Source organism: Ruegeria sp. AP11, assembly GCF_056535865.1.
The window spans coordinates 914,583-936,835 of record NZ_JBQFJB010000001.1; the positions used below are offsets into that span (position 1 = coordinate 914,583).

33 protein-coding genes are annotated in these 22,253 nt (G+C 59.6%); 18 read left to right on the forward strand and 15 right to left on the reverse strand.

Features of this window, described 5'->3' with window-relative positions; genetic code table 11:
• Nucleotides 1–210: 210 nt before the first annotated feature.
• Nucleotides 211–546 carry an ArsR/SmtB family transcription factor gene (locus ACR3E4_RS04600; protein ID WP_480536303.1) on the forward strand — a complete coding sequence of 112 codons (336 nt, stop codon included), beginning with the start codon at nt 211–213 and terminating at the stop codon, nt 544–546.
• Here the strand turns inward: ACR3E4_RS04600 and ACR3E4_RS04605 are convergent, their stop codons facing one another.
• From ACR3E4_RS04605 to ACR3E4_RS04615, 3 genes are all read right to left on the reverse strand, one after another.
• Entirely contained in the window at nt 547–954 is a 408-nt protein-coding gene (locus ACR3E4_RS04605; protein WP_480536263.1) for a universal stress protein, read from the reverse strand.
• Between the two features lie 96 nt (nt 955–1,050).
• Entirely contained in the window at nt 1,051–1,977 is a 927-nt protein-coding gene (locus ACR3E4_RS04610; protein WP_480536264.1) for a DMT family transporter, read from the reverse strand.
• Nucleotides 1,974–2,852 (reverse strand): LysR family transcriptional regulator, encoded by an 879-nt coding sequence (locus tag ACR3E4_RS04615; RefSeq protein WP_480536265.1) that lies wholly within the window; start codon nt 2,850–2,852, stop codon nt 1,974–1,976. The genes ACR3E4_RS04610 and ACR3E4_RS04615 overlap by 4 nt, the downstream gene beginning before the upstream one ends.
• 120 nt (nt 2,853–2,972) lie before the next feature.
• Here ACR3E4_RS04615 and ACR3E4_RS04620 point away from each other — a divergent pair, with 120 nt between their 5' ends.
• Both ACR3E4_RS04620 and ACR3E4_RS04625 read left to right on the forward strand, forming a co-directional pair.
• Complete coding sequence (locus tag ACR3E4_RS04620) at nt 2,973–3,554, forward strand: FMN-dependent NADH-azoreductase (protein ID WP_480536267.1); 582 nt, start codon at nt 2,973–2,975, stop codon at nt 3,552–3,554.
• A 63-nt stretch (nt 3,555–3,617) separates the two neighbouring features.
• Entirely contained in the window at nt 3,618–4,358 is a 741-nt protein-coding gene (locus tag ACR3E4_RS04625; RefSeq protein ID WP_480536268.1) for an aspartate/glutamate racemase family protein, read from the forward strand.
• Here the strand turns inward: ACR3E4_RS04625 and ACR3E4_RS04630 are convergent, their stop codons facing one another.
• Entirely contained in the window at nt 4,359–4,889 is a 531-nt protein-coding gene (locus tag ACR3E4_RS04630) for a prolyl-tRNA synthetase associated domain-containing protein (protein ID WP_480536270.1), read from the reverse strand.
• Between the two features lie 89 nt (nt 4,890–4,978).
• On the opposite strand from ACR3E4_RS04630, the gene ACR3E4_RS04635 reads away from it, so the two are divergent.
• The gene (locus tag ACR3E4_RS04635) at nt 4,979–5,497 is read left to right on the forward strand and encodes a hypothetical protein (RefSeq protein WP_480536271.1); all 519 of its coding nucleotides are present in this window, start codon (nt 4,979–4,981) and stop codon (nt 5,495–5,497) included.
• 3 nt (nt 5,498–5,500) lie between these two features.
• On the opposite strand, the gene ACR3E4_RS04640 is transcribed toward ACR3E4_RS04635, so the two are convergent.
• Nucleotides 5,501–6,388, reverse strand: coding sequence for a sulfotransferase domain-containing protein (locus ACR3E4_RS04640; protein ID WP_480536272.1), 888 nt, complete (start codon nt 6,386–6,388; stop codon nt 5,501–5,503).
• Nucleotides 6,389–6,691: 303 nt separating this feature from the next.
• On the opposite strand from ACR3E4_RS04640, the gene ffh reads away from it, so the two are divergent.
• The 12 genes from ffh (at nt 6,692) to ACR3E4_RS04700 (ending at nt 14,053) form a co-directional block, all read left to right on the forward strand.
• A complete protein-coding gene (ffh, locus tag ACR3E4_RS04645) occupies nt 6,692–8,200 on the forward strand; it encodes a signal recognition particle protein (protein WP_480536274.1) in 1,509 nt (502 codons plus the stop codon).
• A gap of 41 nt (nt 8,201–8,241) precedes the next feature.
• Entirely contained in the window at nt 8,242–8,754 is a 513-nt protein-coding gene (locus tag ACR3E4_RS04650) for a GNAT family N-acetyltransferase (RefSeq protein ID WP_480536276.1), read from the forward strand.
• Nucleotides 8,751–9,302, forward strand: a complete 552-nt coding sequence (locus tag ACR3E4_RS04655) for a GNAT family N-acetyltransferase (RefSeq protein ID WP_480536278.1) — start codon at nt 8,751–8,753, stop codon at nt 9,300–9,302. Before ACR3E4_RS04650 ends, ACR3E4_RS04655 begins: the two co-directional genes overlap by 4 nt.
• Nucleotides 9,299–9,850 (forward strand): GNAT family N-acetyltransferase, encoded by a 552-nt coding sequence (locus tag ACR3E4_RS04660; protein ID WP_480536279.1) that lies wholly within the window; start codon nt 9,299–9,301, stop codon nt 9,848–9,850. The genes ACR3E4_RS04655 and ACR3E4_RS04660 overlap by 4 nt, the downstream gene beginning before the upstream one ends.
• The gene (locus tag ACR3E4_RS04665) at nt 9,847–10,143 is read left to right on the forward strand and encodes a chorismate mutase (protein WP_480536280.1); all 297 of its coding nucleotides are present in this window, start codon (nt 9,847–9,849) and stop codon (nt 10,141–10,143) included. Before ACR3E4_RS04660 ends, ACR3E4_RS04665 begins: the two co-directional genes overlap by 4 nt.
• Nucleotides 10,144–10,186: 43 nt before the next feature.
• The gene (rpsP, locus tag ACR3E4_RS04670) at nt 10,187–10,576 is read left to right on the forward strand and encodes a 30S ribosomal protein S16 (RefSeq protein ID WP_170561254.1); all 390 of its coding nucleotides are present in this window, start codon (nt 10,187–10,189) and stop codon (nt 10,574–10,576) included.
• 12 nt (nt 10,577–10,588) lie between these two features.
• Complete coding sequence (bluB, locus tag ACR3E4_RS04675) at nt 10,589–11,224, forward strand: 5,6-dimethylbenzimidazole synthase (protein WP_480536281.1); 636 nt, start codon at nt 10,589–10,591, stop codon at nt 11,222–11,224.
• A gap of 4 nt (nt 11,225–11,228) precedes the next feature.
• Entirely contained in the window at nt 11,229–11,375 is a 147-nt protein-coding gene (locus ACR3E4_RS04680) for a hypothetical protein (protein ID WP_480470738.1), read from the forward strand.
• Nucleotides 11,368–11,871 (forward strand): ribosome maturation factor RimM, encoded by a 504-nt coding sequence (gene rimM / locus ACR3E4_RS04685; protein WP_480536283.1) that lies wholly within the window; start codon nt 11,368–11,370, stop codon nt 11,869–11,871. Before ACR3E4_RS04680 ends, rimM begins: the two co-directional genes overlap by 8 nt.
• The gene (locus ACR3E4_RS04690) at nt 11,871–12,686 is read left to right on the forward strand and encodes a hypothetical protein (RefSeq protein WP_480536284.1); all 816 of its coding nucleotides are present in this window, start codon (nt 11,871–11,873) and stop codon (nt 12,684–12,686) included. Before rimM ends, ACR3E4_RS04690 begins: the two co-directional genes overlap by 1 nt.
• A complete protein-coding gene (trmD, locus tag ACR3E4_RS04695) occupies nt 12,683–13,492 on the forward strand; it encodes a tRNA (guanosine(37)-N1)-methyltransferase TrmD (RefSeq protein WP_480536286.1) in 810 nt (269 codons plus the stop codon). The genes ACR3E4_RS04690 and trmD overlap by 4 nt, the downstream gene beginning before the upstream one ends.
• A 135-nt stretch (nt 13,493–13,627) precedes the next feature.
• Entirely contained in the window at nt 13,628–14,053 is a 426-nt protein-coding gene (locus ACR3E4_RS04700) for a hypothetical protein (protein ID WP_480536287.1), read from the forward strand.
• Here the strand turns inward: ACR3E4_RS04700 and ACR3E4_RS04705 are convergent.
• Entirely contained in the window at nt 14,032–14,853 is an 822-nt protein-coding gene (locus ACR3E4_RS04705; RefSeq protein ID WP_480536289.1) for a glycoside hydrolase family 25 protein, read from the reverse strand. The genes ACR3E4_RS04700 and ACR3E4_RS04705 overlap by 22 nt on opposite strands.
• 379 nt (nt 14,854–15,232) lie before the next feature.
• On the opposite strand from ACR3E4_RS04705, the gene rplS reads away from it, so the two are divergent.
• Nucleotides 15,233–15,616: a 50S ribosomal protein L19 gene (rplS, locus tag ACR3E4_RS04710; protein WP_170328369.1), complete on the forward strand. Its 384-nt coding sequence runs from the start codon at nt 15,233–15,235 to the stop codon at nt 15,614–15,616.
• A gap of 11 nt (nt 15,617–15,627) precedes the next feature.
• On the forward strand, nt 15,628–15,849 hold the full coding sequence (gene rpmE, locus ACR3E4_RS04715) for a 50S ribosomal protein L31 (RefSeq protein WP_298384925.1): 222 nt from the start codon (nt 15,628–15,630) through the stop codon (nt 15,847–15,849).
• Nucleotides 15,850–15,947: 98 nt separating this feature from the next.
• Here rpmE and ACR3E4_RS04720 read toward each other — a convergent pair whose 3' ends face one another.
• From ACR3E4_RS04720 to ACR3E4_RS04760, 9 genes are all read right to left on the reverse strand, one after another.
• Entirely contained in the window at nt 15,948–16,568 is a 621-nt protein-coding gene (locus tag ACR3E4_RS04720) for a 2OG-Fe(II) oxygenase family protein (protein ID WP_480536291.1), read from the reverse strand.
• A 40-nt stretch (nt 16,569–16,608) separates the two neighbouring features.
• Complete coding sequence (locus ACR3E4_RS04725; RefSeq protein WP_480536292.1) at nt 16,609–17,157, reverse strand: amino acid synthesis family protein; 549 nt, start codon at nt 17,155–17,157, stop codon at nt 16,609–16,611.
• Nucleotides 17,158–17,316: 159 nt separating this feature from the next.
• On the reverse strand, nt 17,317–17,730 hold the full coding sequence (rplP, locus tag ACR3E4_RS04730) for a 50S ribosomal protein L16 (RefSeq protein ID WP_480536293.1): 414 nt from the start codon (nt 17,728–17,730) through the stop codon (nt 17,317–17,319).
• A gap of 12 nt (nt 17,731–17,742) precedes the next feature.
• Nucleotides 17,743–18,453: a 30S ribosomal protein S3 gene (gene rpsC, locus ACR3E4_RS04735; protein WP_008758042.1), complete on the reverse strand. Its 711-nt coding sequence runs from the start codon at nt 18,451–18,453 to the stop codon at nt 17,743–17,745.
• A complete protein-coding gene (gene rplV, locus ACR3E4_RS04740) occupies nt 18,453–18,833 on the reverse strand; it encodes a 50S ribosomal protein L22 (RefSeq protein ID WP_039538267.1) in 381 nt (126 codons plus the stop codon). Before rplV ends, rpsC begins: the two co-directional genes overlap by 1 nt.
• Before the next feature lie 3 nt (nt 18,834–18,836).
• Entirely contained in the window at nt 18,837–19,115 is a 279-nt protein-coding gene (gene rpsS / locus ACR3E4_RS04745; protein WP_005980699.1) for a 30S ribosomal protein S19, read from the reverse strand.
• A 3-nt stretch (nt 19,116–19,118) separates the two neighbouring features.
• Complete coding sequence (gene rplB, locus ACR3E4_RS04750) at nt 19,119–19,961, reverse strand: 50S ribosomal protein L2 (protein WP_008757664.1); 843 nt, start codon at nt 19,959–19,961, stop codon at nt 19,119–19,121.
• 278 nt (nt 19,962–20,239) lie between these two features.
• Entirely contained in the window at nt 20,240–20,761 is a 522-nt protein-coding gene (locus ACR3E4_RS04755) for a hypothetical protein (protein ID WP_480536294.1), read from the reverse strand.
• The gene (locus tag ACR3E4_RS04760) at nt 20,761–22,152 is read right to left on the reverse strand and encodes an HD domain-containing protein (RefSeq protein ID WP_480536295.1); all 1,392 of its coding nucleotides are present in this window, start codon (nt 22,150–22,152) and stop codon (nt 20,761–20,763) included. Before ACR3E4_RS04760 ends, ACR3E4_RS04755 begins: the two co-directional genes overlap by 1 nt.
• Nucleotides 22,153–22,253: the final 101 nt, after the last annotated feature.

Genomic DNA, 22,253 nt, shown 5'->3' on the forward strand with positions numbered 1-22,253 from the left:
CTTGGGGAAGGTGCTAAGGGGATGGGACCGCAGAGTCAACGACGTTGCACGCCCCAAATGCCGCAGGTTATCCTATTGTTTTTACATGGCAATATATGAAATCTTGATGAGGCAAGATCGCCAGCCGCATCCGAATAGGCCGAAATTGATGGAATCCACATATTCAACCAAATGGTTGACCAAACCGGACGACTGTGGTTCTGCGATGCCATGTCCAATGACCTCGACACCGTTTTTGCGGCCCTCGCCGATCCCACCCGCCGCGCCATTCTGGCGATGCTGCTGGAGGATGACATGGCCGTGACGGATGTGGCCGACCCGTTCGAGATGTCGCTGGCCGCGATCTCGAAACATCTGGTCATTCTGACCCGTGCCGGGCTGATCAGTCAGGAAAAGCGCGGTCGGGTGAAGTGGTGCAAGCTGGAGCCCGACGCCCTGCGTGCGGCCTCGGTCTGGATGCAGGGGTTCGGGCAGTTCGAACCGGTCAATCTGGACGCGTTCGAACGGTTTCTGGAAACCGAACTGCCCGCTGATCCCGAAACCTGATTATCGGACCACAAACACCGAGGTCGTCGCGTGGCCGGCCAGATACGCGGCATGGCTGGAGAAGATGTAATCCATGATCCGCGGCGCATGGGTTCCGACCACGATCAGATCGGCGCCGATCTCTTCCACCGCGTGGGTCAGATCGCTGTCGACCTCGGCCCCGACATCAACCGAGTGGATATTGTGGAAACCCACCTCGGCACCGCTGTCCTTGGCCAGCTGATCGGCAAAGGCGCTCAGTTCGTCGCTGATATCCGCGCCCGAGGTCGCCTGCCCCTGATGGCCGGTTACCGTGACGATGGTGATTTTGGCCCCCTGCCATTTCGCCACCTGCGCGGCGACATCAGCGGCCTTACGCACCTCGGACGGCAGATGGGCGTCGACGGGAAACATAATATGTTTGTACATGTTATCCTCCTGTTCCTGTGAGTCAGGCTACAGGAGGGCAGCGCGGCGAGCTTTGATCTGCCTCAATGAATTCGATGAAGTGAATATGGCGGATCGCTAACCCTTCCGGCTTCCGGCGACTGCGCGCGCCTGCTGCAGCGGCGGGTCCTCGCTTTTGAGCAGCAGCAACAGGGCCACAGCGGTCAGTACCGCGCCCACCAGCACCAGCGCGGTCGGCGCGGGCCGCCCCAGCGCGATTTCCCACAGGATCACCCAGCTTGGGATCAGATAGGTATAGGCCATGACCTTGGCCGCAGGCAGGCACAGCGCCGCGAACTGCACCAATACAAAACTGGCAGCGGTCGCGAACAGCGAGATGTACAGCAGAGTCAGCCAGACGATCCCCGGCAGGTTTGCCCAATCAGTGGCGCGGATATCGGACCAGCCCCAGACCGTCAGGATCAGGCATCCCGCGACCAGTGTGCCAAATGCGAACACAACCGCAGGCTCGCCCCGGTTCAGCCGCCGCACCATCGGGGTATAGATGGCATGGGCGGCGCAACCCCAGAAATAGATGATCTCTCCCACCCCGATCTCGAAGGCCCGAAACGCCTGCCAGTCGGCCCGGAAGATCACCCAAAGCGCGCCGACGGCGCCGACCGTCAGGGCCAGCGCCATGCGCGGCGTGGTGATCTGGCGCAGCAACACCCATCCGGCCAGCGCCGACATCACCGGGGTCAGCGTGAACACCGCCGCCGCACTGACCGGCGGCGCGGTTTTCAACCCGTAGAACATCAGAACGAAGTAAGTGCCGAACAGCGCCCCCAACACCAGATAGCGCCAGGGTGCCCGCGCCGCGCTGCGCGATATCCCCGTCGTGGCAAGGGCCGCGATGCCGATTACCACGGCGGCAATGGCAAAGCGTGCCGCCGTGATTGCCGAAGGTGCGATTTCATTCGCCACCATCGAGCCCAGCGAGAAACTGCCCGCCACCAACGCCGAGAATACCAGCATGGCCAGATGGCCGCGCGCCTGCGGGGTCACGGCAGCCAGCCCTTGGACTGATCTTTCAGGAAGGACAGGAATGTCTGTACTTTGGTGGTGCGATGCAGATCCACATGCGTCACCAGCCACAGCTTGCCCGACCATTCGGGCAGCGGATCCATCACCTCGACCAGATCGGGATCGCGCGCGGCCTCCCACCGGGCCATGAAGCCGATGCCTGCCCCGGACAGAACCGCCTCGCGCATGCAGAAATTGTTGGTGCAGCGGAAGGTGATCGCCTGTTCCGGCGCATTGGCGCGCAGCCAGCGGGAAAACGGCGCGCGGCTGTTTTCGTCGTCATTGCCGACGAAGTGGTGATTGGCGAAATCCTCGACACCCGAGGGTTTGCCGTGCCGCGCGATATAGCCTTTGCTGGCGAACAGGCCGACCTCTTGCGGGATGAAGGGCTGCACCACGTTGTCGGGCTGGTCCGGCGCGGCCCCGGCGCGGATGGCCACATGCGCCTCGCCATATTCCAGACGGAACAGGCGGTCACCGGTCAGATAGCGCACGATCAGGCCGGGATGGGTCTGCTGGAACGCGGTCAGCGTCGGCACGATCAACGGGGCCAGTGAGGCCAGCGAGGTCACCACCAACTCGCCCGAGACATCATCGCCGCGCCCCTTCATGCGGCCCACCAACTGGTTGAACTGATCCTCGGTCGCCTGCGCCACGCGCAGCAGGTCCTCTCCGGCTTCGGTCGGGGTGTATCCGCGCGCATGGCGCTGGAACAGTTTGACACCCAGCCGCGCCTCGATCGCGTCGATATGGCGAATGACGGTGGCGTGGTGCACGCCCAGCACATCCGCCGCGCCGCTGACCGTTCCCATACGCGCCACCTGATAGGCGGTTCTCACTTCGTCCCAATTGTCCATTGCAGCCGTTCCAATGTGCAAATTCCAACAATGACTGTTGGTATATCCGAGTTTTGTTCGCAAGTGCAACAATCATATTGAGGCAACAGAACGCAATTCCGCAACAAAGGACCCGTCAAAATGACCAACACCATCCTGCATATCGACGCCTCTGCCCGCCGCACCGGATCGGCCACCCGCGATCTGTCCGATCGGGTGGTTCGCCACCTGAATGCCGGGCGTATCATCCGCCGCGATCTGGCCACGCCGCTGCCGCTGCTGACCGAGGGCTGGATCAACGCCAATTTCACTCCCGCCGATCAACGCGATCCCATACAGCGCGACCTGCTGTCTTTGTCGGACGAGCTGGTGGCCGAGCTGCAAGACGCCGATACCATCGTCATCGGCCTGCCGATCTACAACTTCTCGGTGCCTGCCGCATTCAAGGCGTGGATCGATCTGGTTGCCCGTGCGGGCCTGACATTCGCCTATTCCGAAGAGGGGCCCAAGGGATTGCTGGAGGGCAAGCGCGCCATCCTCGCCGTGGCCTCGGGCGGTACCACCGTGGGCTCTGAGATCGACTTTGCCACCACCTATGCCCGTCATGTTCTGGGCTTCATCGGTATCGACAATGTCGAGGTGATCGCCGCTGACCGCATGGCGCTGGACCCCGAGACCACTTTGTCGAATGCGCAGAAAGCGGTCACCGAGCTGGCGGCCTGATTGACCAGCACCGCCTGAACGTCCAGTCTGCGCTGAGGCAGATCAACCGACTGGGCGTTTCACATGAAGAAGATCGGAATACTGGGCGGCGTGGGCTGGGCCTCGACCGTCGATTATTACCGGGCGATTGCCGAGGGCGCGGGGCGCTATTTCGCAGAACGAGGCCATGGCGCGCCGCTGCCAATCCCACCGATGACCATTGAATCCGTCACGCAGGCCAAAACCCGCGCCTTGCGCGGCGTGGCCGGTGACGAGGAGAGCTGGGCCGCCTTCGACGCGGTGTTCCGAGAGGCGCTGCTGACGCTGGAACGCGCAGGGTGCGATTTTGCCATCATCGCCTCGAACACACCCCATGCGCGGCTGCATGCGATCCGCGAAGGAGTCGCGATGCCCATTCTCAGCATTTTCGACGCCACGGCAGAAGCGACCGCCTCGACCGGTGCCACCAATGCGCTGGTGCTTGGAACCACAGTCACAATGCAGGCCAGTAACTATGCCGACCGGCTGGCAGTTGAAGGCATCACCGCAAACACACGCCTGCCCGAGGACGAGATTGTCGAGATGCAGGCGATGATCGACAGCGACTTCTACGGCGGCGCGTCAGAGACCGCCCGTGCACGCCTGCTGGCCTTTTGCAACACACATGCCACCCCCGGCACCGCCATCCTGCTGGCCTGCACCGAGCTTCCGCTTGCCTTCCCCGATCATCTGGACGACCCGGTGTTCGAGGCCGACGGGCATCTGTTCATCAACCCCTCAGCCGCCCATGTCGCCGCCGCCCTGAAAGAAGCGCTTGAAGGGTGATCAGGGCAGCCAGGTCGCCTCGCAACCGATACGATCAAAAAACGCCATCAGATCGTCACGCGCCATTGCAATAGTGCGGTCATTGACCAACGGGTGCATATAAATGACATCCGCCTGCTGGGCAGCGCCGTCCATAAAGAACCGCACTTCGTTTCCGACGCCATTGATCATCGCCAGCGGGCTGACCGCGCCGGGACGGATACCGAGGTTCTGAAACAGACGATCGGCCGAGCCAAAGGACAGATTACCGATCCCCAACTCGGCCCCCAGCGCCTTGAGGTCGATCTCGCGGCTCTGTTCCAGCGTCACCAGATAGTTGCGCTTTTTCTTGTCGCGCAGATACAGGTTCTTGAGCCGCAGGGCGTTCTCGCCCGGCACCATGAACTGATCCTCGACCGCCTTCGCGTCCTCGACCGTGCGCAGCGGCACATGGCTGTGCAGGCGATAGGTCAGCCCCCAATCGTCCAACTGCGCCAGAAGCGCGTCTGAGCTGAGCGGCAATGTGTCCTGAAAGGCGGATGATGCGTCCATGGGAACCTCCTCGTGTGACGCGCTCATCGCGCAACCGGGAAGCAATTTCAAGCCACGACAGGTTCAGAAATCGGTGTTAGCGTGCCGCCATGAAAGTCACGCGCAACACTCCGAACCAACTGATCCTGTCCGACACGCCCTGGTTCATCGGCATCTCGCTGGTGTTCTTCATTCTGGTGTTTGTCGGTGTTGGGCTTTTCATGATCAGCGAAGGTGGCGAGAATATCTGGTTCGGCAGTTTCTTCGCGCTGATGGGCGGTGGAATGGGCGTAGGAGCCTTCTGCGCCTTCGTGCGCCGGGTTCAGGTCATACTGGACCGCAACAAGAACAGCATCGTGATCCGCAGGCAATCTGTCTTTGGCTATGAAGCGGTTGAGCATGTTCTGTCGAATCTGTCCCATGCCGAGATAGAAAGTACCACATCGCGCCGCGACAATAGAAAGACGCCCCTCTTTCGACCGGTCTTGATACTCGACAAAGGCATGAGCGCAGGGCGGCATCCTATTGTCGAAGCATTCTCGAACGGGCGCGGTGCGCATCAACTGGTTGACGCGGTCAACGTCTGGCTGCCCGCGCGACAGCAAGACGAAGCGCGGGAACCAGCCTGACGGTCATGGGTTTTGCCCGTGCTCCAGCCACGCCCTTTCAGCCGGGGTGACCATCTCGGACAAGCGTACATCATATCGCGCCATGTCGTCGTCAGTCAGCTTGCCTTCCCATTTGTTGCTGGTCCCTGAAGCGAAGAAATTCGCATAATCCTGAAACGCACTTTGGAACCCGGGCTGTTGCGACGCTCGTCTGGCGTTCTCTTTCATCGACCCAAAGCTTGCGGCCTGCGCGATTTCGTCGATCAGTGCGGGCTCGATCTCGGCCCCCATGATCCCGGCAATCCGCGCCACCTGCCCCGGCAAGTCCCGGCTGAGCTCGGCGTAGTGCAGGAAATGGATGTTCGGCAGATGCCGGAACTCCCGGAACGACTGATAATGATGGACGAACGACGCCAGCGTCAGATCGTCGGTACCTTTGGATGAGGCGGGTCGGTCGAGGAACATCGCGAAGGCTTCGGACATGTCTTCGGGGAACAGGTAGTCCAGCCAGTCATCTTTCATATTCGCCACGTGGTTGCGCAGCGAGAGATGCACATCGACCGGGTGACGGTGCACCACAAGATAGGTGGCGTCCGATGAATAGGTGATCCCGTCCAGCGGCGTGTGGGTCTTGATGCAGCGCCTGTGCGTCTGCGCCGCCAGCATCCTGTCCTGCTCCACGCGATCCCGGAAACCGCAATCCAGCCAGGGCGAGACCCGATTGTCGTAAATCGCGGGATCGGCGGTTTTGGTGATCAACATGCGGACCAGTGTCTGCGTCCATGTGGTGCCGCATTTGGGTGGCGTGCAGACGAAGATATCATCCGGGCGGATTTCGAAACTGGACCAGATGTCGGTATTCGTAACTTCACCAACATAGTCGTTGATGCGCTCGGGAAATGGTTGACTCATCTCTAATCTCCAAACCTGACCCCGACACAAGGACATTAGACCAACACTGTGTTTGCTCAAAGCGCTTGGCTTGACTCAGAAAGCGCTTGGGCGTAGAGCACCCCCAAACATCCGGAAGAGTCTAACCTTCCGGTCCCTTGAGTCGTTCAGGGATCGCCCCCCACCAGCGAGTTTCGCCCGTGGGGGCAATGCCATTTGGCATTACCCCCACGTCTAATTCAGTGGGAGGGGGCAATTGTGTATTTAACCGGTGTTTCTTATCTGAGAAGCGCCACCAGATAACCGGCTAAGGAGGCCGCAGGCATGTTTGAAAATCTATCCGAACGCCTCTCTGGCGTCTTTGACCGGCTGACCAAACAAGGTGCCCTGTCCGAGGAAGACGTCAAAACCGCCCTGCGTGAGGTTCGGGTTGCGCTGCTTGAGGCCGACGTCTCGCTGCCGGTGGCGCGCGCGTTCGTCAAGAAGGTGCAGGAACAGGCGACCGGGCAGGCCGTCACCAAGTCGATCACCCCCGGCCAGCAGGTCGTCAAGATCGTGCATGACGCGCTGGTCGATACCCTGCGCGGTGAAGAAGACCCCGGCAAGCTGAAAATCGACAACCCGCCCGCGCCGATCCTGATGGTTGGTCTGCAGGGTTCGGGTAAGACGACCACAACCGGTAAGCTGGCCAAACGCCTGAAAGAGAAAGAGGGCAAGAAGGTCCTGATGGCCTCGCTCGACGTCTATCGCCCGGCGGCGATGGATCAGTTGGCGGTTCTGGGCACGCAGGTTGGTGTCGATACGCTGCCGATCGTGCCGGGCCAATCGCCCGTCGACATCGCCAAACGCGCCAAACAGCAGGCGACGCTGGGCGGTTACGACGTCTATATGCTCGACACTGCGGGTCGTCTGCACATTGACGAAGTGCTGATGGACGAGGTCGAGCAGGTCCGCAACGTGGTTGATCCGCGCGAGACCCTGCTGGTGGTCGACGGCCTGACCGGTCAGGTCGCCGTTGAAGTCGCTGAAGAGTTTGACGCCAAGGTCGGCATCTCGGGCGTGGTACTGACCCGGATGGATGGAGACGGGCGCGGCGGTGCGGCGCTGTCGATGCGCGCTGTCACCGGCAAGCCGATCCGCTTTGTCGGTCTGGGCGAGAAGATGGACGCGCTCGAAACCTTCGAGCCCGACCGGATCGCCGGTCGCATTCTGGGTATGGGCGACATCGTTGCCTTGGTCGAAAAAGCCCAGGAAACGATGGAGATGGAACAGACCGAGCGCATGATGAAGCGCATGGTCAAAGGTCAGTTCAACATGAACGACCTGAAGATGCAGCTGGAACAGATGATCCAGATGGGCGGTATGCAGGGCATGATGGGCATGATGCCGGGCATGAACAAGATGGCCAAGCAGATGGATCAAGCCGGTCTGGACGACAAGATCCTGCGTCAGCAGATCGCCATGATCCAGTCGATGACCAAACGCGAGCGCGCCAACCCTCAGTTGTTGCAGGCGAGCCGCAAGAAACGCATCGCCGCGGGTTCGGGCATGGAGGTCAGCGACCTCAACAAGCTGCTCAAGATGCACCGGCAGATGTCGGATATGATGAAGAAGATGGGCAAGATGGGCAAAGGCAAGATGCTGAAACAGGCCATGAAAGGCATGTTCGGCAAAGGCGGCCCCTCGCCTGAAGAAATGGCCGCAGGCATGGACCCTAAAGCGCTGGAACAGGCGGCCAAGGCGATGGGCGGCAAGATGCCCGGCGGCCTGCCCGGTCTGGGCGGCGGCATGGGCCTGCCCCCCGGTCTCAGCGGGTTTGGTAAGAAAAAGTGACGCCAGCACGCTGCACTCAGCCCCCGTCCGGTAAGGCGGCGATGGCAGCAGCGCAATACCGCGCGGCCCTGCCGGTCTTTCAGACCCGGCGGCTGGTTCTGCGCGCGCCGACATTGGGCGACCTTCCCAAATGGATTTCGATCTGCCGGGACAGCTTTGGCGATACCGAGCAGGAAGCCTGGACCGAGTTCTCGTACTACACATCCGGGTGGCTGCTGCACGGGCATGGGCTGTTTACCGTCACCTTGCAAGAGGATGATCAGGCCATCGGCTTCGTCATTCTGGGTCTCGAATGGGACGACCACGAGCCCGAGCTTGGCTATATGTTCGACGCACAGCACCGCATGCAGGGATATGCCACCGAAGCTTGTTCTGCCGTGCGCGATTTCGGCTTCGATCTCCTTGGATCGGGACAGTTCGTAAGCTACGTGTCCGCCAGCAATACCCGGTCGAACGCGCTGGCCGAACGGTTGGGCGCCTCGCGGGACACAGAGGCCGAGCGCGCCTTTGGCGCAGATCAGCATGTCTGGCGCTATGGCGAGGTACGGTCATGAGCTTCGCGCTGCCCATCCCGACGCTGGAAACCGAGCGCCTGATCATGCGCGCGCCGTCCGAGGCTGATCTGGACGCGGATGTCGAATTCTTCGCCAGTGATGCCGCGAAGCATGTCGGTGGACCAATGCGCCGGGACGAGACGTGGCGGCTGGTTGCCTCGCTTTTGGGGCACTGGGTTCTGCGCGGCTATGGCTATTGGAGTGTCGATGACAAAGACACCGGCGCTTATGTCGGGCGGATCGGCCTGTGGTTCCCCGAAGGCTGGCCCGAGCCCGAGGTCGGCTGGACCCTGATGACCCACGCTACCGGCAAAGGGTATGCGACCGAGGCTGCGCTGGCCGCGCGATCTTATGCCTATGACGTACTGGACTGGGATACGGCGATCTCGCTGATTGATCCGGACAATCACCCCAGCAAGGCCGTGGCCAAACGGCTGGGCGCGCAGTTCGAATATCACTATGAGCACCCCAAATATGGCCGCTCGGAAATCTGGCGGCACCCGGCCCCCGGCGATCTGGTGAATGGCGGGATGGAGGCCTACGCATGACCTCGTTCACCATTCCCACCGTTGAAACCGACCGCCTGATCCTGCGCGCGCCGCATCTGGACGATCTGCCCGCGATGACCGCATTCTTCGCGACCGAGCGCAGCCATATGGTCGGCGGGCCCAAGGATGCATTCGAATGCTGGGGCTCGTTGTCGAACCGTCTGGGCCATTGGGCGCTGCGCGGTTATGGCCTGTGGCACCTGACCGAGAAGACCAGCAGCGCATTCGTGGGATGGGCCGGTATCATCGACGTGCCCGGCTGGGCCGAGCCCGAGCTGGGCTGGGCGCTGCTGGCAGAGGCCGAAGGCAAAGGGCTGGGGTTTGAAGCCGCTGAGGCCGCACGCGATTATGCGGCGCGGCATCAGGGCCTGAACGGTGTGATCTCGTATATCGCCCACGCAAATGACCGCTCGCGCGCGCTGGCCGAACGCCTTGGTGCCACTTATGAGCGCGAGGGCGAGCTGCTTGGCAAGACAGCCCAGATCTGGCGTCACCCGCAAATCGATTTGACGACCCCCGCTTTGACCACCGAAAGGACCGGCCAATGACCAACCCAGTGATGCAAGCCGCAGCGCTGTTGAAGGACCACCGCGAAAGCATCGACCGGCTGGACGCGATCCTTGTCTATACGCTGGGCGAGCGGTTCAAGCACACGCAGGCCGTTGGCAAGCTCAAGGCCGCGCACGACCTTCCCCCGTCCGATCCTGCGCGCGAAGCGACGCAGATCACACGGTTAGAAGACCTGGCGAAAGAGGCCGATCTGGACCCCGATTTCGCCAAGGCTTTCCTGAATTTCATCATTCAGGAAGTCATCCGACACCACAAGAAACACCAGAATTGACCGGAGAATATCCCGGCACACGCCATTCAAAGGAGATACCACCATGGCAATGAAAATTCGTCTCGCCCGCGGCGGCTCGAAAAAACGTCCCTTCTATCGTATCGTGGCGGCTGACAGCCGCATGCCGCGCGATGGCCGTTTCATCGAGAAACTTGGCACCTACAACCCGCTGCTGCCGAAAGACAGCGAAGAGCGCGTGAAAATGAATATGGAGCGCGTTCAGTACTGGCTGGATCAGGGCGCACAGCCCACCGATCGTATCGCACGTATGCTGGAAGCTGCCGGCACCCGCGACAAGGCCGAGCGCAACAACCCCAACAAGGGTACTCCGGGCAAGAAAGCTCAGGAACGCGCAGAAGAGAAAGCGGCCAAGGCTGCTGAAGCTGCCGAAGCGGCTGCTGCACCGGCTGAAGAAGCTGCGGCAGAAGAGTAAGCAGGCGGGCGCGTGCGGGATCAGACTTTCACCGATGATTTTCGCACGCAGTTCGATCTGTTGATGCGGCTCCGGCGCGATGTGCGCCGGTTCCGCACCGACGCGATAGACGAGGCGGTGCTGATGCGCTGCCTCGACACGTTTCGGCTGGCCCCTTCGGTGGGGCTGAGCGAACCCTGGCGCGTGATCCGCGTCGAAAGTAACGCCGCGCGGGACGCGGCATTGAAGAATTTCCAAGACGCAAACGAACAGGCGCTGAGCGGGTATTCCGGCGACAAGGCGCAGTTGTACAGCCAGTTGAAACTGTCCGGGATGCAAGAGGCCCCGGTGCAACTGGCCGTGTTCTGCGACGATTCCACCGACAAGGGGCAGGGTCTGGGCGCAGGCACCATGCCCGAGATGCGGCGCTATTCCGTGGTGTCGGCGATCACCCTGTTCTGGCTCGCGCTGCGCGCCGAGGGGCTGGGGCTGGGCTGGGTGTCGATCCTTGACCCTGACCGCATGGCCCGGGACCTGAATGTGCCTGAAAGCTGGCGCCTGATCGGTTATTTCTGCGTCGGCCTGCCCGAAACCCTGTCAGACACGCCGGAACTGGAGCAGGTCGGTTGGGAAAACCGCAGCGGCACCCTGTCGATCGAGGTGAGATAGGCACATGTTCGGATTGTTACGGCTTCCCATCCTGTTGATGATCGCCTTTATTGTTGGCGTGTTCTTCGAACGCTCGAACCAGCGCGAGGCCTGCGAAGGGGTCGGACAATGGCGGGGCGGGCTATGTGTTACGGAAGGCTCAAATGAGTGATCTGATCTGCGTGGGTAGCGTTGCGGGCGCGTATGGCGTGCGCGGCGAGGTGCGGCTGAAAAGCTTCTGCGCCGTGCCCGAGGATATCGAGACCTATTCGCCCCTGACCGATGAGGCGGGTACCGAGCGCTATCCGGTGGTGCTGACCCGCGCCATCAAGAACGGCTTCGCCGCCCGGCTGGGCGGGGTCGAGAGCAAGGAAGAGGCGGATGCGCTGAACGGCCTGCGCCTTTATGCTCGCCGCGATCAGTTGCCGTCGCTGCCGGACGATGAATTCTATCACACCGACCTGATCGGACTGCAGGTTTACGACACCGGAGGCACCCTGCTGGGCCGGGTCAAGTCGGTTCAGAACCACGGTGCGGCAGACCTGCTGGAGCTGCAGGGACCCGGCCTGAAAACCACGGTCCTGCTGCCCTTCACGCTTGAGGCCGTGCCGACCGTCGACCTGGACAAGGGCCGCATCGTTGCCGACCCGCCCGAAGGTCTGATCTGATGCGCCGCGTGTTGCTGCATCTGGGTCTGCACAAGACCGGGACGACGGCGGCACAGTCCTTTTTGTTCGAAAACCGCAAGCTGATCTGGCCTTACCACGCGCTGGTTCTGCCCTACCGCACACGAAATTCCGGCCTGTCCGAGGCCGCAACGCGCTATTCCCTGTATGGCACGCCCGGTGCAATGCGTGATTTCCGCGACCAGATGCAGCAGTTCCTGAAATCGCTGACTTTCGGCCGCAAACGCGGTCTGGTGTTGAGCGAAGAAAATTTCTCGGGCCTGCGCCCCAGTCGAAACCTTGCCGTCGGATATGACGCGGCTCCGGAACTGGCCACATGTCTGGTCGACCTGGTCCGCGAACGGTTCGGGCGGGAAGAAGTTCAGATCACGCTCTACCTGTCGCTGCGCCAGCGCGAGGGCTGGCTGCGCAGCCTCTGGGCCCATGACCTGCATCGCGCGCGGATGGTTCTGGATTTCGACACGTTCCGCGACCGCATGGCCCCGGTTGCCGCACCACAATCTGTTGCGGAAGAGATCAGGGGCCGCCTGCCCTCGGTTCAGGTGCGCAGTCAGTGGCTGGAAGACCTGCAGACACGCCCCTTTGGCCCCGGAACACCGTTTGCCGATTTTCTTGACCTGCCCGTGGAAGAGGCGGCGCAACTGGTTGGTCCAACGCGTACAAACACCCGCCTGCCCGCAGATCTGCTGACGCGCATGTTGAAAATGAACCGGTCCGCTCTGGACGATGCGGCGCTGATCGATCAAAAGGCAGCTCTTGTTGAACGCGCTCAAACGGATCTGATTGGCACCTCATGACGGACACGCCCGCAAAATCTCATGGCCGCAAAGCCATCCGCCCGACCCTGAAGCCGCGCGAGCTGATGACCCCCACGCCCGACCTGCACGGGGTGTGGAAGGCCAAGATCATCACCCTGTTTCCATCCGCCTTCCCCGGTGTTCTGGGCGAAAGCCTGACCGGCAAGGCGCTGCAGGAAGGTCTGTGGCAGCTGGAAACCGTTGATCTGCGCCAGTTCGGTGTCGGCAAGCATCGCAATGTCGATGACACCCCGGCGGGCGGCGGTGCGGGCATGGTGCTGCGCGCCGATGTGCTGGGCGAGGCCATCGAACACACGATGGCGGGCATCCGGGGCAACTGGCCGCTGATCTACCTCAGCCCGCGTGGCCGCCGGATGGATCAACGCATGATGCAGAACCTGGCGCGCTGCGATGGCATGACGCTGCTGTGTGGTCGCTTCGAAGGCGTCGATGAGCGTGTATTGGAACATTACGGCGTGCAGGAGGTCAGCCTTGGCGATTTCGTCATGACCGGAGGCGAGATCGCGGCACAGGCCCTGATCGACGCCACAGTGCGGCTGATCCCCGGGGTATTGGGCAATCAGGCTTCAGCCGAGGAAGAGAGCTTTTCCTCGGGCCTACTGGAGCACCCGCAATACACCCGCCCCGCCGAATGGAAAGGCCGCGCGATCCCAGACATCCTGATGTCCGGCCACCATGGCCGCATCGCCGAATGGCGACACGAGATGTCCGAACAGATCACCCGCGAACGGCGTCCCGATCTGTGGGAGAGCTATCGGATATTGCGGAACAAGACGTCCGACTGACGAACAGGGTGTGGCCCGCAGGCCGCAGCTTTACGGGATTCCCTGAACTCCTCTTGTGGCAGAGGTGGTTGGAAAATACTCATCCAAAAGATGTTGCTTAAAGCAATTTCCAAATCACGTATCTTGGACTGTTAGATGAAGAAAATCATTTGTCTGGCTGTGCTTGCCGTATCGGCCTGCACAACAAAACCGCTTGAATTGTCGGTGCCCACGCAGGCGGGACACAACCTGCATTCGGCCCGTGTCGCCGTTGAATATTGTGCCACCGAAGCCGATATCGGCGGTAATGCTGCCGTGATCGGTGGCTACACCACCAATATCCTGCTGTGGGGCATCATTCTGGGCCCCGCCATAACCGCCCCGTTTGACGACCAGATTCGCCGCCAGGGTGAAATCGATCAGGTAGAGCGCTGCATGACCGAACGCGGATTCGAACGCCGTGACCTGACCGCGGGTGAGCATTTCTGGCTGCAGGATTCAGTCGGCGAGGAACGGGTACGCCGGCTGGATCACCTTGTGGGCGGCGGGACACTCGAAACCTATGGTGTTCCCGCGACCTGAGGCGCACCCACCTTCCACCGCGCCCATATCTCAGGCGTGCCGTTGAAGGTGTTGATATCCACCTTGCCCTGCACACCCGGCACCAGCCCGGTGCCGGTATACTGCCAGAACCGCCAGATCGCGCGCGGATAGACTTCGCGCGGGTGCCCGGCGACCGAGCGCAACCAGAACTCGGTCTTGGGCAGACGGCCGATATCGGTGTCCTGATAGAAATCCACCGTGGTATAGACGATGGGGCGGCGGCCGTAATGGCGTTCGAGGATGTCTAGGAACTTTTGCGCCTCGGCCCGGACGGTGCGGCCATCGGGGCGCAGGGTGCAGGTCTTCGAATAGGGCGTCCATTCCATGTCCAGTACATGGGGCAGATCCGCCCCTTTGGGCACGTTTTCAATGAACCACTGCGCCTGCTCGCGCGCGGGGCGGCAGAAATAGTAATAGTGATAGGCCCCCCACGGCACACCGGCGGCCTGCGCGCCGCGCCGGTGATCCTGAAACATCGGGTCCATGAAATCCCCGCCCTCGGTCGCCTTGATGAAGGCAAAACTAACGCCGGACGCCCGTGCAGTGCGCCAGTCGATATCGCCCTGCCAGCGTGACACGTCCAGCCCGTGCACCGGGTAATTGCCGGGGTGGCGCCCTTCCCACGGGTGCGGATCGGCATCGCCGAAGGCGGGATAGATCACCGAAGGCGGGCTGGTATCCGCAAAGGCCTGCGGTTCGACCGCCTGAGGTTGAGGGCCCGGACGGCCACATGAAATGAGTGCAAGCGCCATGGCGGCCAGCAGGAATGCTTTGCGCATCTTTTGTTCCTGTATCAAATCTGCTCTTGATTAATTGCCCCCAGAATGCCTGATCGGGGTCACAACGCAATGGCAGATTTCAGATACGGCGGAAACTCACCATTCCCTCGGTTTTCATGATCATTTGGGCTTGATCGGCGTCTCAAAAGCCCCTAAACGAACGCAATCCGGTGCCGCGCAATGCGACTCCGGTGTTTTGGTTTGCATCATGGCGTGACGCCCGGCTTTCTTCGGCCCCGGCGCGGCAGGGCAGACCGGACCAAAGGAACATTCGATCTGACCTCTGGCGGGCTGCGTGGCAGGACCCGGTGAAGACCAAGAGCTCTCGGACCGTGCCCAAACTTCGTGGACCAACCACGAGCAGATAGGAGTAACTGCGATGGACCTGATCGCACAGCTTGAGGCGGAACAGATTGCCGCCCTGGGGAAAGACATCCCCGATTTCAAAGCCGGTGACACCATCCGTGTCGGCTTTAAGGTGACCGAAGGGTCACGTACCCGTGTGCAGAACTACGAAGGTGTCTGCATTGCACGCAAAGGTGGCAGCGGCATCGCCGGTTCGTTCACCGTCCGCAAAATCTCGTTTGGCGAAGGCGTGGAGCGTGTGTTCCCGCTGCATTCGACCAACATCGACAGCATCACCGTTGTCCGCCGTGGCCGCGTCCGTCGCGCCAAACTGTACTATCTGCGTTCGCGCCGTGGTAAATCCGCACGTATCGCAGAAGTCACCAACTACAAGCCCAAGGCTGGCGCCGAGGCGTAAGGAGCGGAAAGATGAAAAAAGACATCCATCCCGACTACCACATCATCGACGTCAAAATGACCGATGGCACCGTGGTTCAGATGAAATCCACCTGGGGCAGCGAAGGCGACCAGCTGGCTTTGGAAATCGACCCCTCCGTGCACCCCGCATGGACCGGTGGCGGCGCGCGTCTGATGGACGCTGGCGGCCGTGTGTCGAAGTTCAAGAAAAAATACGAAGGTCTGGGCTTCTAAGCCGGATCGGGTTTACATGCGAAAGGCCGCCCTGTCGGGGCGGCCTTTTTTTTGTGCCTGCAAAGCTACCGGGGCCAATGGCCTGGCTGCGGAACCAGTCATTCCCATTTGTAGTTGAAGCTGACGCTGATCCGCTCGTCTTCGGCCATGTTCATGGGCACCTCATGGCGCAGCCAGCTCTCCCACAACAGCACATCGCCGACCTGAGGCTTCATGTAGATGAACGGCTGCAGATCGCGCCGCCCGCCCTTCAGCCGCGTCGGAGCGGCCATCATGCGGCCCGAGCGGGGGTCTTCCAGCTTCAGCGCGCTGGCCCCTTCCGGCATGGCGACATAGGTCGTACCAGAGATTACACTGTGCGGGTGCAGATGGCTGGAATGCATACCGCCCTCGGGCAGGATGTTGATCCACAGGTCTTCCAGTTTCAACTCGCCCTCGCCCAGATCGAACTCCAGATCCCTGGCAAAGGCTGCGACGTGCTGGTCCAGCACTTTCACCAGATCTGCAAAGATCGGGAACCGCCAGGGCAGATCGGTCAGCGACGCATAGCTGGTATAGCCGGGATAGCCGTTTTCCTCGCACCAATCCTGCCCCGCCTCATCATCTTCGGCGATGACCAGGCAGGAGTTTTCCAGTTCGCCCGCATCGATCTTCGGATCGAACTCGGACAGGGACGCGCGATAGAGACGGGTAACGAAGAGTGATTCAATCTGTGCCATGGGCCGGGCATACCCCAGCCCTTTCGGCAAGACCAGACACTTAGGTCTTGATGGGCCCTTTGCCACAGCGCGGGATAGGGCGACCACCATCTGCATAGGCAAGGCATAGCACAATCTCATCTGGTTTTGGTGCGTCCGGGATGCTCAACGTCATTGTGTCGAAATGGTCGAACGACCATGGATTGTCCTTGTGCCCAAGCGGCAGATCAATTGCGCAACCCGGCGCGCCCAGCTTGGCGTTTGACGGGATCACCGCCTCACCTCCACCCGCCGCCGCCCGCATAGGAGCGCCGAGCTTGGGGTGGATCACCGCCCCGCCCTGCTCAAGGTCGCCGTTCATGCCAACGATCGCCGCTTTGCCATAAGAGATCGGCGGCCCGTCCAGTTGCGAGATCGCTTCAGCTGCAAGTTCCGCACCTAAAGAGCCACCGATTTCGAACAGCTCTGAAAGGTCCTCGGCGAACCGCCCAGCCAAAGGATTCTGCAACACTGCCAACGCCGCGACCCGACTGACCGGATCGCAAGGCTGGCCCAGCTGGTCGGTGATTATGACTTCTTTGACGAACATCTTCTTGCGCAGTTGAATCATAAGACCCTCCCATTCCTGTCCAGCAGCCTAGGCGCGTCACGTGGGCAGGTCGACGGTTTTCACGACCCACAACATCACAGACCGTCCAACCAAAAGAAAACCCCCGCCGGTTTCCCGACGGGGGTCGATCTTGTTACGAACGGGGTTGCACCCAATCGCTTACCAGTCTTCGCGAACCACGACGCGGGTCTTGACCGGCAGCTTCATCGCGGCCAGGCGCAGGGCCTCGCGGGCGATGTCGTCATTGACGCCGTCGATCTCGAACATCACGCGACCAGGCTTGACCTTGCAAACCCAGCGGTCGACCGAACCTTTACCTTTACCCATACGAACTTCGATCGGCTTTGCAGTGACCGGAGTGTCGGGGAAGATGCGGATCCAGACGCGGCCCTGACGCTTCATGTGACGCGTCATGGCACGACGTGCAGCTTCGATCTGACGTGCGGTTACACGCTCAGGCTCGATGGCTTTCAGGCCGTAGGTGCCAAAGTTCAGATCAGAGCCGCCCTTGGCGAGACCCTTGATCCGGCCTTTGTGCATCTTGCGGAATTTAGTACGCTTTGGTTGAAGCATATCTTTCCCTCCTTAGCGACGACCGCCACCAGCACCACGAGGTGCAGGGCCGTCCTGGAGTTCCTGTGCTTTACGGTCACGTGCCTGCGGATCGTGCTCCATGATCTCACCTTTGAAGATCCAGACCTTGATCCCGATGATCCCGTAGGGGGTCATCGCTTCGGCATGTGCGTAATCGATGTCGGCACGCAGGGTGTGCAGAGGCACGCGGCCTTCGCGGTACCACTCGGTCCGTGCGATTTCGGCACCGCCCAGACGACCAGCGACGTTCACCCGGATACCCAGGGCGCCCATGCGCATGGCGTTCTGAACCGAGCGCTTCATTGCGCGACGGAACGAAACACGACGCTCCAGCTGCTGAGCGATGGACTCGGCAACCAGCTGCGCGTCAAGCTCGGGCTTGCGCACTTCGACGATGTTCAGGTGCAGTTCGCTGTCGGTCATACGAGCAAGCTTTTTGCGCAGAACTTCGATGTCCGCACCTTTCTTGCCGATGATGACACCGGGACGTGCGGTGTGGATCGTCACGCGGCACTTCTTGTGCGGACGTTCGATGATCACACGGGCAACACCGGCCTGCTTGCACTCTTTGTTGATGAACTCACGGATCTTGAGGTCTTCCAGCAGAAGATCACCGTAGTCCTTGGTGTCGGCGTACCAGCGGCTGTCCCAGGTGCGGTTGACCTGCAGGCGCATGCCGATCGGATTTACTTTATGACCCATTAGGCTTGCTCCTCAACTTGACGCACCTTGATGGTGATCTCCGAGAACGGCTTCATGATCTTGCCGAAACGGCCACGCGCACGCGGACGACCGCGCTTCATGACCAGGTTCTTGCCAACCCATGCTTCGGCGACGATCAACTCGTCAACGTCCAGGTTGTGGTTGTTTTCGGCATTCGCGATTGCGGACTGCAGGCACTTCTTGACGTCCTGCGCGACACGCTTGTTCGAGAAAGTCAGGTCGGTCAGAGCCTTCTCAACTTTCTTGCCGCGGATCATTTGCGCAACCAGGTTCAGTTTCTGCGGGCTGGTGCGAAGCATACGGGTTTTCGCCATTGCTTCGTTTTCAGCCACGCGGCGGGGGTTCTTTTCCTTGCCCATGACTTACTTCCGCTTCGCTTTTTTGTCTGCGGCGTGGCCATAATAGGTGCGGGTCGGCGAGTATTCACCGAACTTCTGACCGATCATGTCTTCCGAGACGTTTACGGGGATATGCTTCTGGCCGTTGTACACACCAAAGGTCAGACCCACGAACTGGGGCAGAATGGTGGAACGACGCGACCAGATCTTGATGACTTCGTTGCGGCCCGACTCGCGCGCTGCTTCGGCTTTTTTCAGCACGTAAGCATCGACGAAAGGACCCTTCCAAACAGAGCGAGACATGGATTAACGTCCCTTCTTCTTGGCGTGCCGCGAGCGGATGATCAGCTTCTGGGACGCTTTGTTCTTGTTGCGGGTACGCTTACCCTTGGTGTCCTTACCCCACGGTGTAACCGGAGTACGGCCACCCGAGGTACGACCTTCACCACCACCGTGCGGGTGATCGATCGGGTTCATTGCAACACCACGAACCGACGGACGAACGCCCTTGTGGCGCATACGACCGGCTTTACCGAGGTTCTGGTTCGAGTTGTCGGGGTTGGACACGGCACCAACGGTGGCCATGCATTCCTGACGGACCATGCGCAGCTCGCCCGAGCTCAGACGGATCTGAGCGTAGCCGCCATCGCGACCAACGAACTGAGCGTAAGTACCGGCCGCACGTGCGATCTGACCGCCTTTGCCAGGCTTCATCTCGATGTTGTGGACGATGGTACCGATCGGCATGCCCGAGAACGGCATCGCGTTGCCCGGCTTGATGTCGGCCTTGGCAGATGCCACGACTTTGTCACCAACAGCCAGACGCTGCGGAGCCAGGATATATGCCTGCTCGCCGTCTTCGTATTTTACCAGTGCGATGAATGCGGTCCGGTTCGGGTCGTATTCGATCCGCTCGACGGTTGCCGCGACATCAAATTTGTTCCGTTTGAAGTCAACGATCCGGTAGAGACGCTTTGCGCCACCGCCGCGGCGGCGTGAAGTGATCCGTCCGGTGTTGTTCCGGCCGCCCGATTTGGTCAAACCCTCAGTGAGAGACTTGACCGGACGTCCTTTCCAAAGCTCCGAACGGTCGATCAGCACCAGCCCGCGCTGGCCCGGCGTCGTCGGCTTGTACGACTTAAGTGCCATGCTTTCTGTCTTCCGTTTAGCAAGTGCGGGGGAATTCCCCGCTATGTGATAGGCCCCCGTAGGTGCCAAGGGTATAGGGCCCCGAAGGTCCCCGGTGGATTGTGATGGGTTGAAAACCCATCCTACGGTCGGCAAGTAGGATGGGATTTCAACCCATCATCCCGCCAAATATCAGAGGCCCCGGAACGAATCCGAGGCCGCAAGATTGGGAGCATGTAACAGGGTTGGGGGTGGGTGTCTATAGGGTGCGTTGTACTTTTAGCCCTACAGTTTACCCACTAGGCATAAAGCATCTGGGGAATAGGCTCTGGGACCTTAACACCTGCAAGATTAGCCAAAAGCTTCTTCGCATTATCAAGACGCTGGTCAGTAGCCTTCTCGGGTTTACGCTGAGCAGTTTCAACCCATGGATTAGCATAACCTTCACGGCAGAGAAATAAAGCAGTTGCCGCAAGCTCCAACTCGATGGAGTCAGCTTTAACAGCAATAGAAGCCAAAGAACTTCGCGCATTAGGTTGCTGTTTTGTAGAATGGTCGTCGACTGTGTAGGTCGAATAAGTACCACCCCAAGAGGCATGATCTTGGCGCTCATGCACGCTGCCAAGCAAAGCACCAAACTTCGCAGAAGAAGCCAGTTGTTCACTGAAAGGTCCATAGTGCTTGTACGAGAAGCGAAAGCTATCATCGAGCCCCGTGGCTGCAAGCAGGTAAGCTATCTTCTGAAGGCGGGTACGACCTACAATGCGACCTCCCGCGTCCTGAATAATAGCAGCCACTTCATTGATCTTAATATCGGACATCACTTGATCTCCCCTTCAATGATATCTTCAATCACCTTGAGGGCCTCTGCGTCAGACCCATCATAATATGCACGGTTAAGTTTAAAGATACTCAGCGAGTTGACAATTTCTGAGCGCTGAATGATGTCAATCAACTCGCCACCATCAGTGCGAACATTGATTTGTTCAGTCTGCCCATTACCGCCGCCTGCTTTATAAGGTTTTCGCTCTGCTACATCATTGATGATGCGCGGAGTCACACCTTTCTGTTCTGCTTCCCATTCTTGTAGCTTTAGGTAGACAGATGCGCAACATTTTTCGATTTCATCTATATTTTGTTGGTCACCCGAGTTGTGAGGGTCACATCTATGCGAAACTGCTGCTCGTATGTCAAAGCACTTAAAAAGCTTGCGATTAAGAAGTCGCTCGGAAAACTGTGACAGGACTGGGTCATCCGCCTCTCGCAAGAGCTGCAAAGCGCCCCACACCACAGTGTCATCTAAGGTCAATGCCGTATCAATACTTTCCGGTTCTCTGGCAAATTTGACCAATGGATGGTTCGAAGGAAGGCCCGTCTTTTCTGCAGACCCATCGCTTACCAACTCAACTACCCGCACAAGAATTTCAGCAAAAAGCTTCTCCGCACCTCGTGTCGTTTTGTGAAAGTAGATTGTCGGGTAGAGTTGGAAAAGACCTAAGACATAGGCTTCTGCCGCTTGTATCGCTTTAGGTCCAATGACAAATATCGGCATCGAACCGAGTTCAGCATCATCAATACCTGTCTGCACTTCATCAATATCTAAATTGGCCAGCAGCCAAGTCAGATCGATGGCAGAATGCTTACTACCAGTCATTAGACGGTCACGCTGCATATAATCCAGACGGTCAGCATCAAACTGACTCGACACCACCGAGTTATGCAGAGTGATCTGCCCTTCCTTTTTGATCATGTTTGCAACGTTTGACGCAAAGCCCGGCATGATTTCTGCGTCCAAAATATCAGCAATTTCACCATTTCTAATAAGCTCATCACTCATAACTTCATGATCAGCCAATTTGAGACCAAGACGTTCTCCAACCGTTTCAAAGGCGTGACTAAACGGACCATGCCCCACATCGTGCACCAAAGCGGCAGACAGCGCTATTCCTTCGCGCCAACTTTGATCTATCGGTGCCTTCTTACGCACGATCTTCATCAACTCCCGAGCCGTGTGAAACACGCCGATGCTGTGGGCAAATCTTGTATGAGTAGCACCTGGATAAACTAACTCTGAAAACCCAAGCTGTTTAACTCGACGCAATCTCTGGAATGGTCGGCTTTGAAGTAGTTTCCAAACCACCCGCTCCAATTGGATGTTCGTATCAAACTCGATCAGGTCATGTACTGGATCTCGAACTCTCTCAATAGCCACAATGTTCTCTTTTTGTTCTAGTATATATTCTTCTTTGTGTCAACGTACAGCAAAGATAGCAAGCCGCAAGCACTAGTTGAGTTGAGCAAAAACTCGTCAAG

Excerpts from the sequence above, each read along its gene's own strand:
- ACR3E4_RS04600 (WP_480536303.1), top strand. The coding sequence starts at position 211 with ATGTCCAATGACCTCGACACCGTTTTTGCGGCCCTCGCCGATCCCACC.
- ACR3E4_RS04605 (WP_480536263.1), bottom strand. The coding sequence starts at position 954 with ATGTACAAACATATTATGTTTCCCGTCGACGCCCATCTGCCGTCCGAG.
- ACR3E4_RS04615 (WP_480536265.1), bottom strand. The coding sequence starts at position 2,852 with ATGGACAATTGGGACGAAGTGAGAACCGCCTATCAGGTGGCGCGTATG.
- ACR3E4_RS04620 (WP_480536267.1), top strand. The coding sequence starts at position 2,973 with ATGACCAACACCATCCTGCATATCGACGCCTCTGCCCGCCGCACCGGA.
- ACR3E4_RS04625 (WP_480536268.1), top strand. The coding sequence starts at position 3,618 with ATGAAGAAGATCGGAATACTGGGCGGCGTGGGCTGGGCCTCGACCGTC.
- ACR3E4_RS04630 (WP_480536270.1), bottom strand. The coding sequence starts at position 4,889 with ATGGACGCATCATCCGCCTTTCAGGACACATTGCCGCTCAGCTCAGAC.
- ACR3E4_RS04635 (WP_480536271.1), top strand. The coding sequence starts at position 4,979 with ATGAAAGTCACGCGCAACACTCCGAACCAACTGATCCTGTCCGACACG.
- ACR3E4_RS04640 (WP_480536272.1), bottom strand. The coding sequence starts at position 6,388 with ATGAGTCAACCATTTCCCGAGCGCATCAACGACTATGTTGGTGAAGTT.
- ffh (WP_480536274.1), top strand. The coding sequence starts at position 6,692 with ATGTTTGAAAATCTATCCGAACGCCTCTCTGGCGTCTTTGACCGGCTG.
- ACR3E4_RS04650 (WP_480536276.1), top strand. The coding sequence starts at position 8,242 with ATGGCAGCAGCGCAATACCGCGCGGCCCTGCCGGTCTTTCAGACCCGG.
- ACR3E4_RS04655 (WP_480536278.1), top strand. The coding sequence starts at position 8,751 with ATGAGCTTCGCGCTGCCCATCCCGACGCTGGAAACCGAGCGCCTGATC.
- ACR3E4_RS04660 (WP_480536279.1), top strand. The coding sequence starts at position 9,299 with ATGACCTCGTTCACCATTCCCACCGTTGAAACCGACCGCCTGATCCTG.
- ACR3E4_RS04665 (WP_480536280.1), top strand. The coding sequence starts at position 9,847 with ATGACCAACCCAGTGATGCAAGCCGCAGCGCTGTTGAAGGACCACCGC.
- rpsP (WP_170561254.1), top strand. The coding sequence starts at position 10,187 with ATGGCAATGAAAATTCGTCTCGCCCGCGGCGGCTCGAAAAAACGTCCC.
- ACR3E4_RS04680 (WP_480470738.1), top strand. The coding sequence starts at position 11,229 with ATGTTCGGATTGTTACGGCTTCCCATCCTGTTGATGATCGCCTTTATT.
- rimM (WP_480536283.1), top strand. The coding sequence starts at position 11,368 with ATGAGTGATCTGATCTGCGTGGGTAGCGTTGCGGGCGCGTATGGCGTG.
- ACR3E4_RS04690 (WP_480536284.1), top strand. The coding sequence starts at position 11,871 with ATGCGCCGCGTGTTGCTGCATCTGGGTCTGCACAAGACCGGGACGACG.
- trmD (WP_480536286.1), top strand. The coding sequence starts at position 12,683 with ATGACGGACACGCCCGCAAAATCTCATGGCCGCAAAGCCATCCGCCCG.
- ACR3E4_RS04700 (WP_480536287.1), top strand. The coding sequence starts at position 13,628 with ATGAAGAAAATCATTTGTCTGGCTGTGCTTGCCGTATCGGCCTGCACA.
- ACR3E4_RS04705 (WP_480536289.1), bottom strand. The coding sequence starts at position 14,853 with ATGCGCAAAGCATTCCTGCTGGCCGCCATGGCGCTTGCACTCATTTCA.
- rplS (WP_170328369.1), top strand. The coding sequence starts at position 15,233 with ATGGACCTGATCGCACAGCTTGAGGCGGAACAGATTGCCGCCCTGGGG.
- rpmE (WP_298384925.1), top strand. The coding sequence starts at position 15,628 with ATGAAAAAAGACATCCATCCCGACTACCACATCATCGACGTCAAAATG.
- ACR3E4_RS04720 (WP_480536291.1), bottom strand. The coding sequence starts at position 16,568 with ATGGCACAGATTGAATCACTCTTCGTTACCCGTCTCTATCGCGCGTCC.
- ACR3E4_RS04725 (WP_480536292.1), bottom strand. The coding sequence starts at position 17,157 with ATGATTCAACTGCGCAAGAAGATGTTCGTCAAAGAAGTCATAATCACC.
- rplP (WP_480536293.1), bottom strand. The coding sequence starts at position 17,730 with ATGCTTCAACCAAAGCGTACTAAATTCCGCAAGATGCACAAAGGCCGG.
- rpsC (WP_008758042.1), bottom strand. The coding sequence starts at position 18,453 with ATGGGTCATAAAGTAAATCCGATCGGCATGCGCCTGCAGGTCAACCGC.
- rplV (WP_039538267.1), bottom strand. The coding sequence starts at position 18,833 with ATGGGCAAGGAAAAGAACCCCCGCCGCGTGGCTGAAAACGAAGCAATG.
- rpsS (WP_005980699.1), bottom strand. The coding sequence starts at position 19,115 with ATGTCTCGCTCTGTTTGGAAGGGTCCTTTCGTCGATGCTTACGTGCTG.
- rplB (WP_008757664.1), bottom strand. The coding sequence starts at position 19,961 with ATGGCACTTAAGTCGTACAAGCCGACGACGCCGGGCCAGCGCGGGCTG.
- ACR3E4_RS04755 (WP_480536294.1), bottom strand. The coding sequence starts at position 20,761 with ATGTCCGATATTAAGATCAATGAAGTGGCTGCTATTATTCAGGACGCG.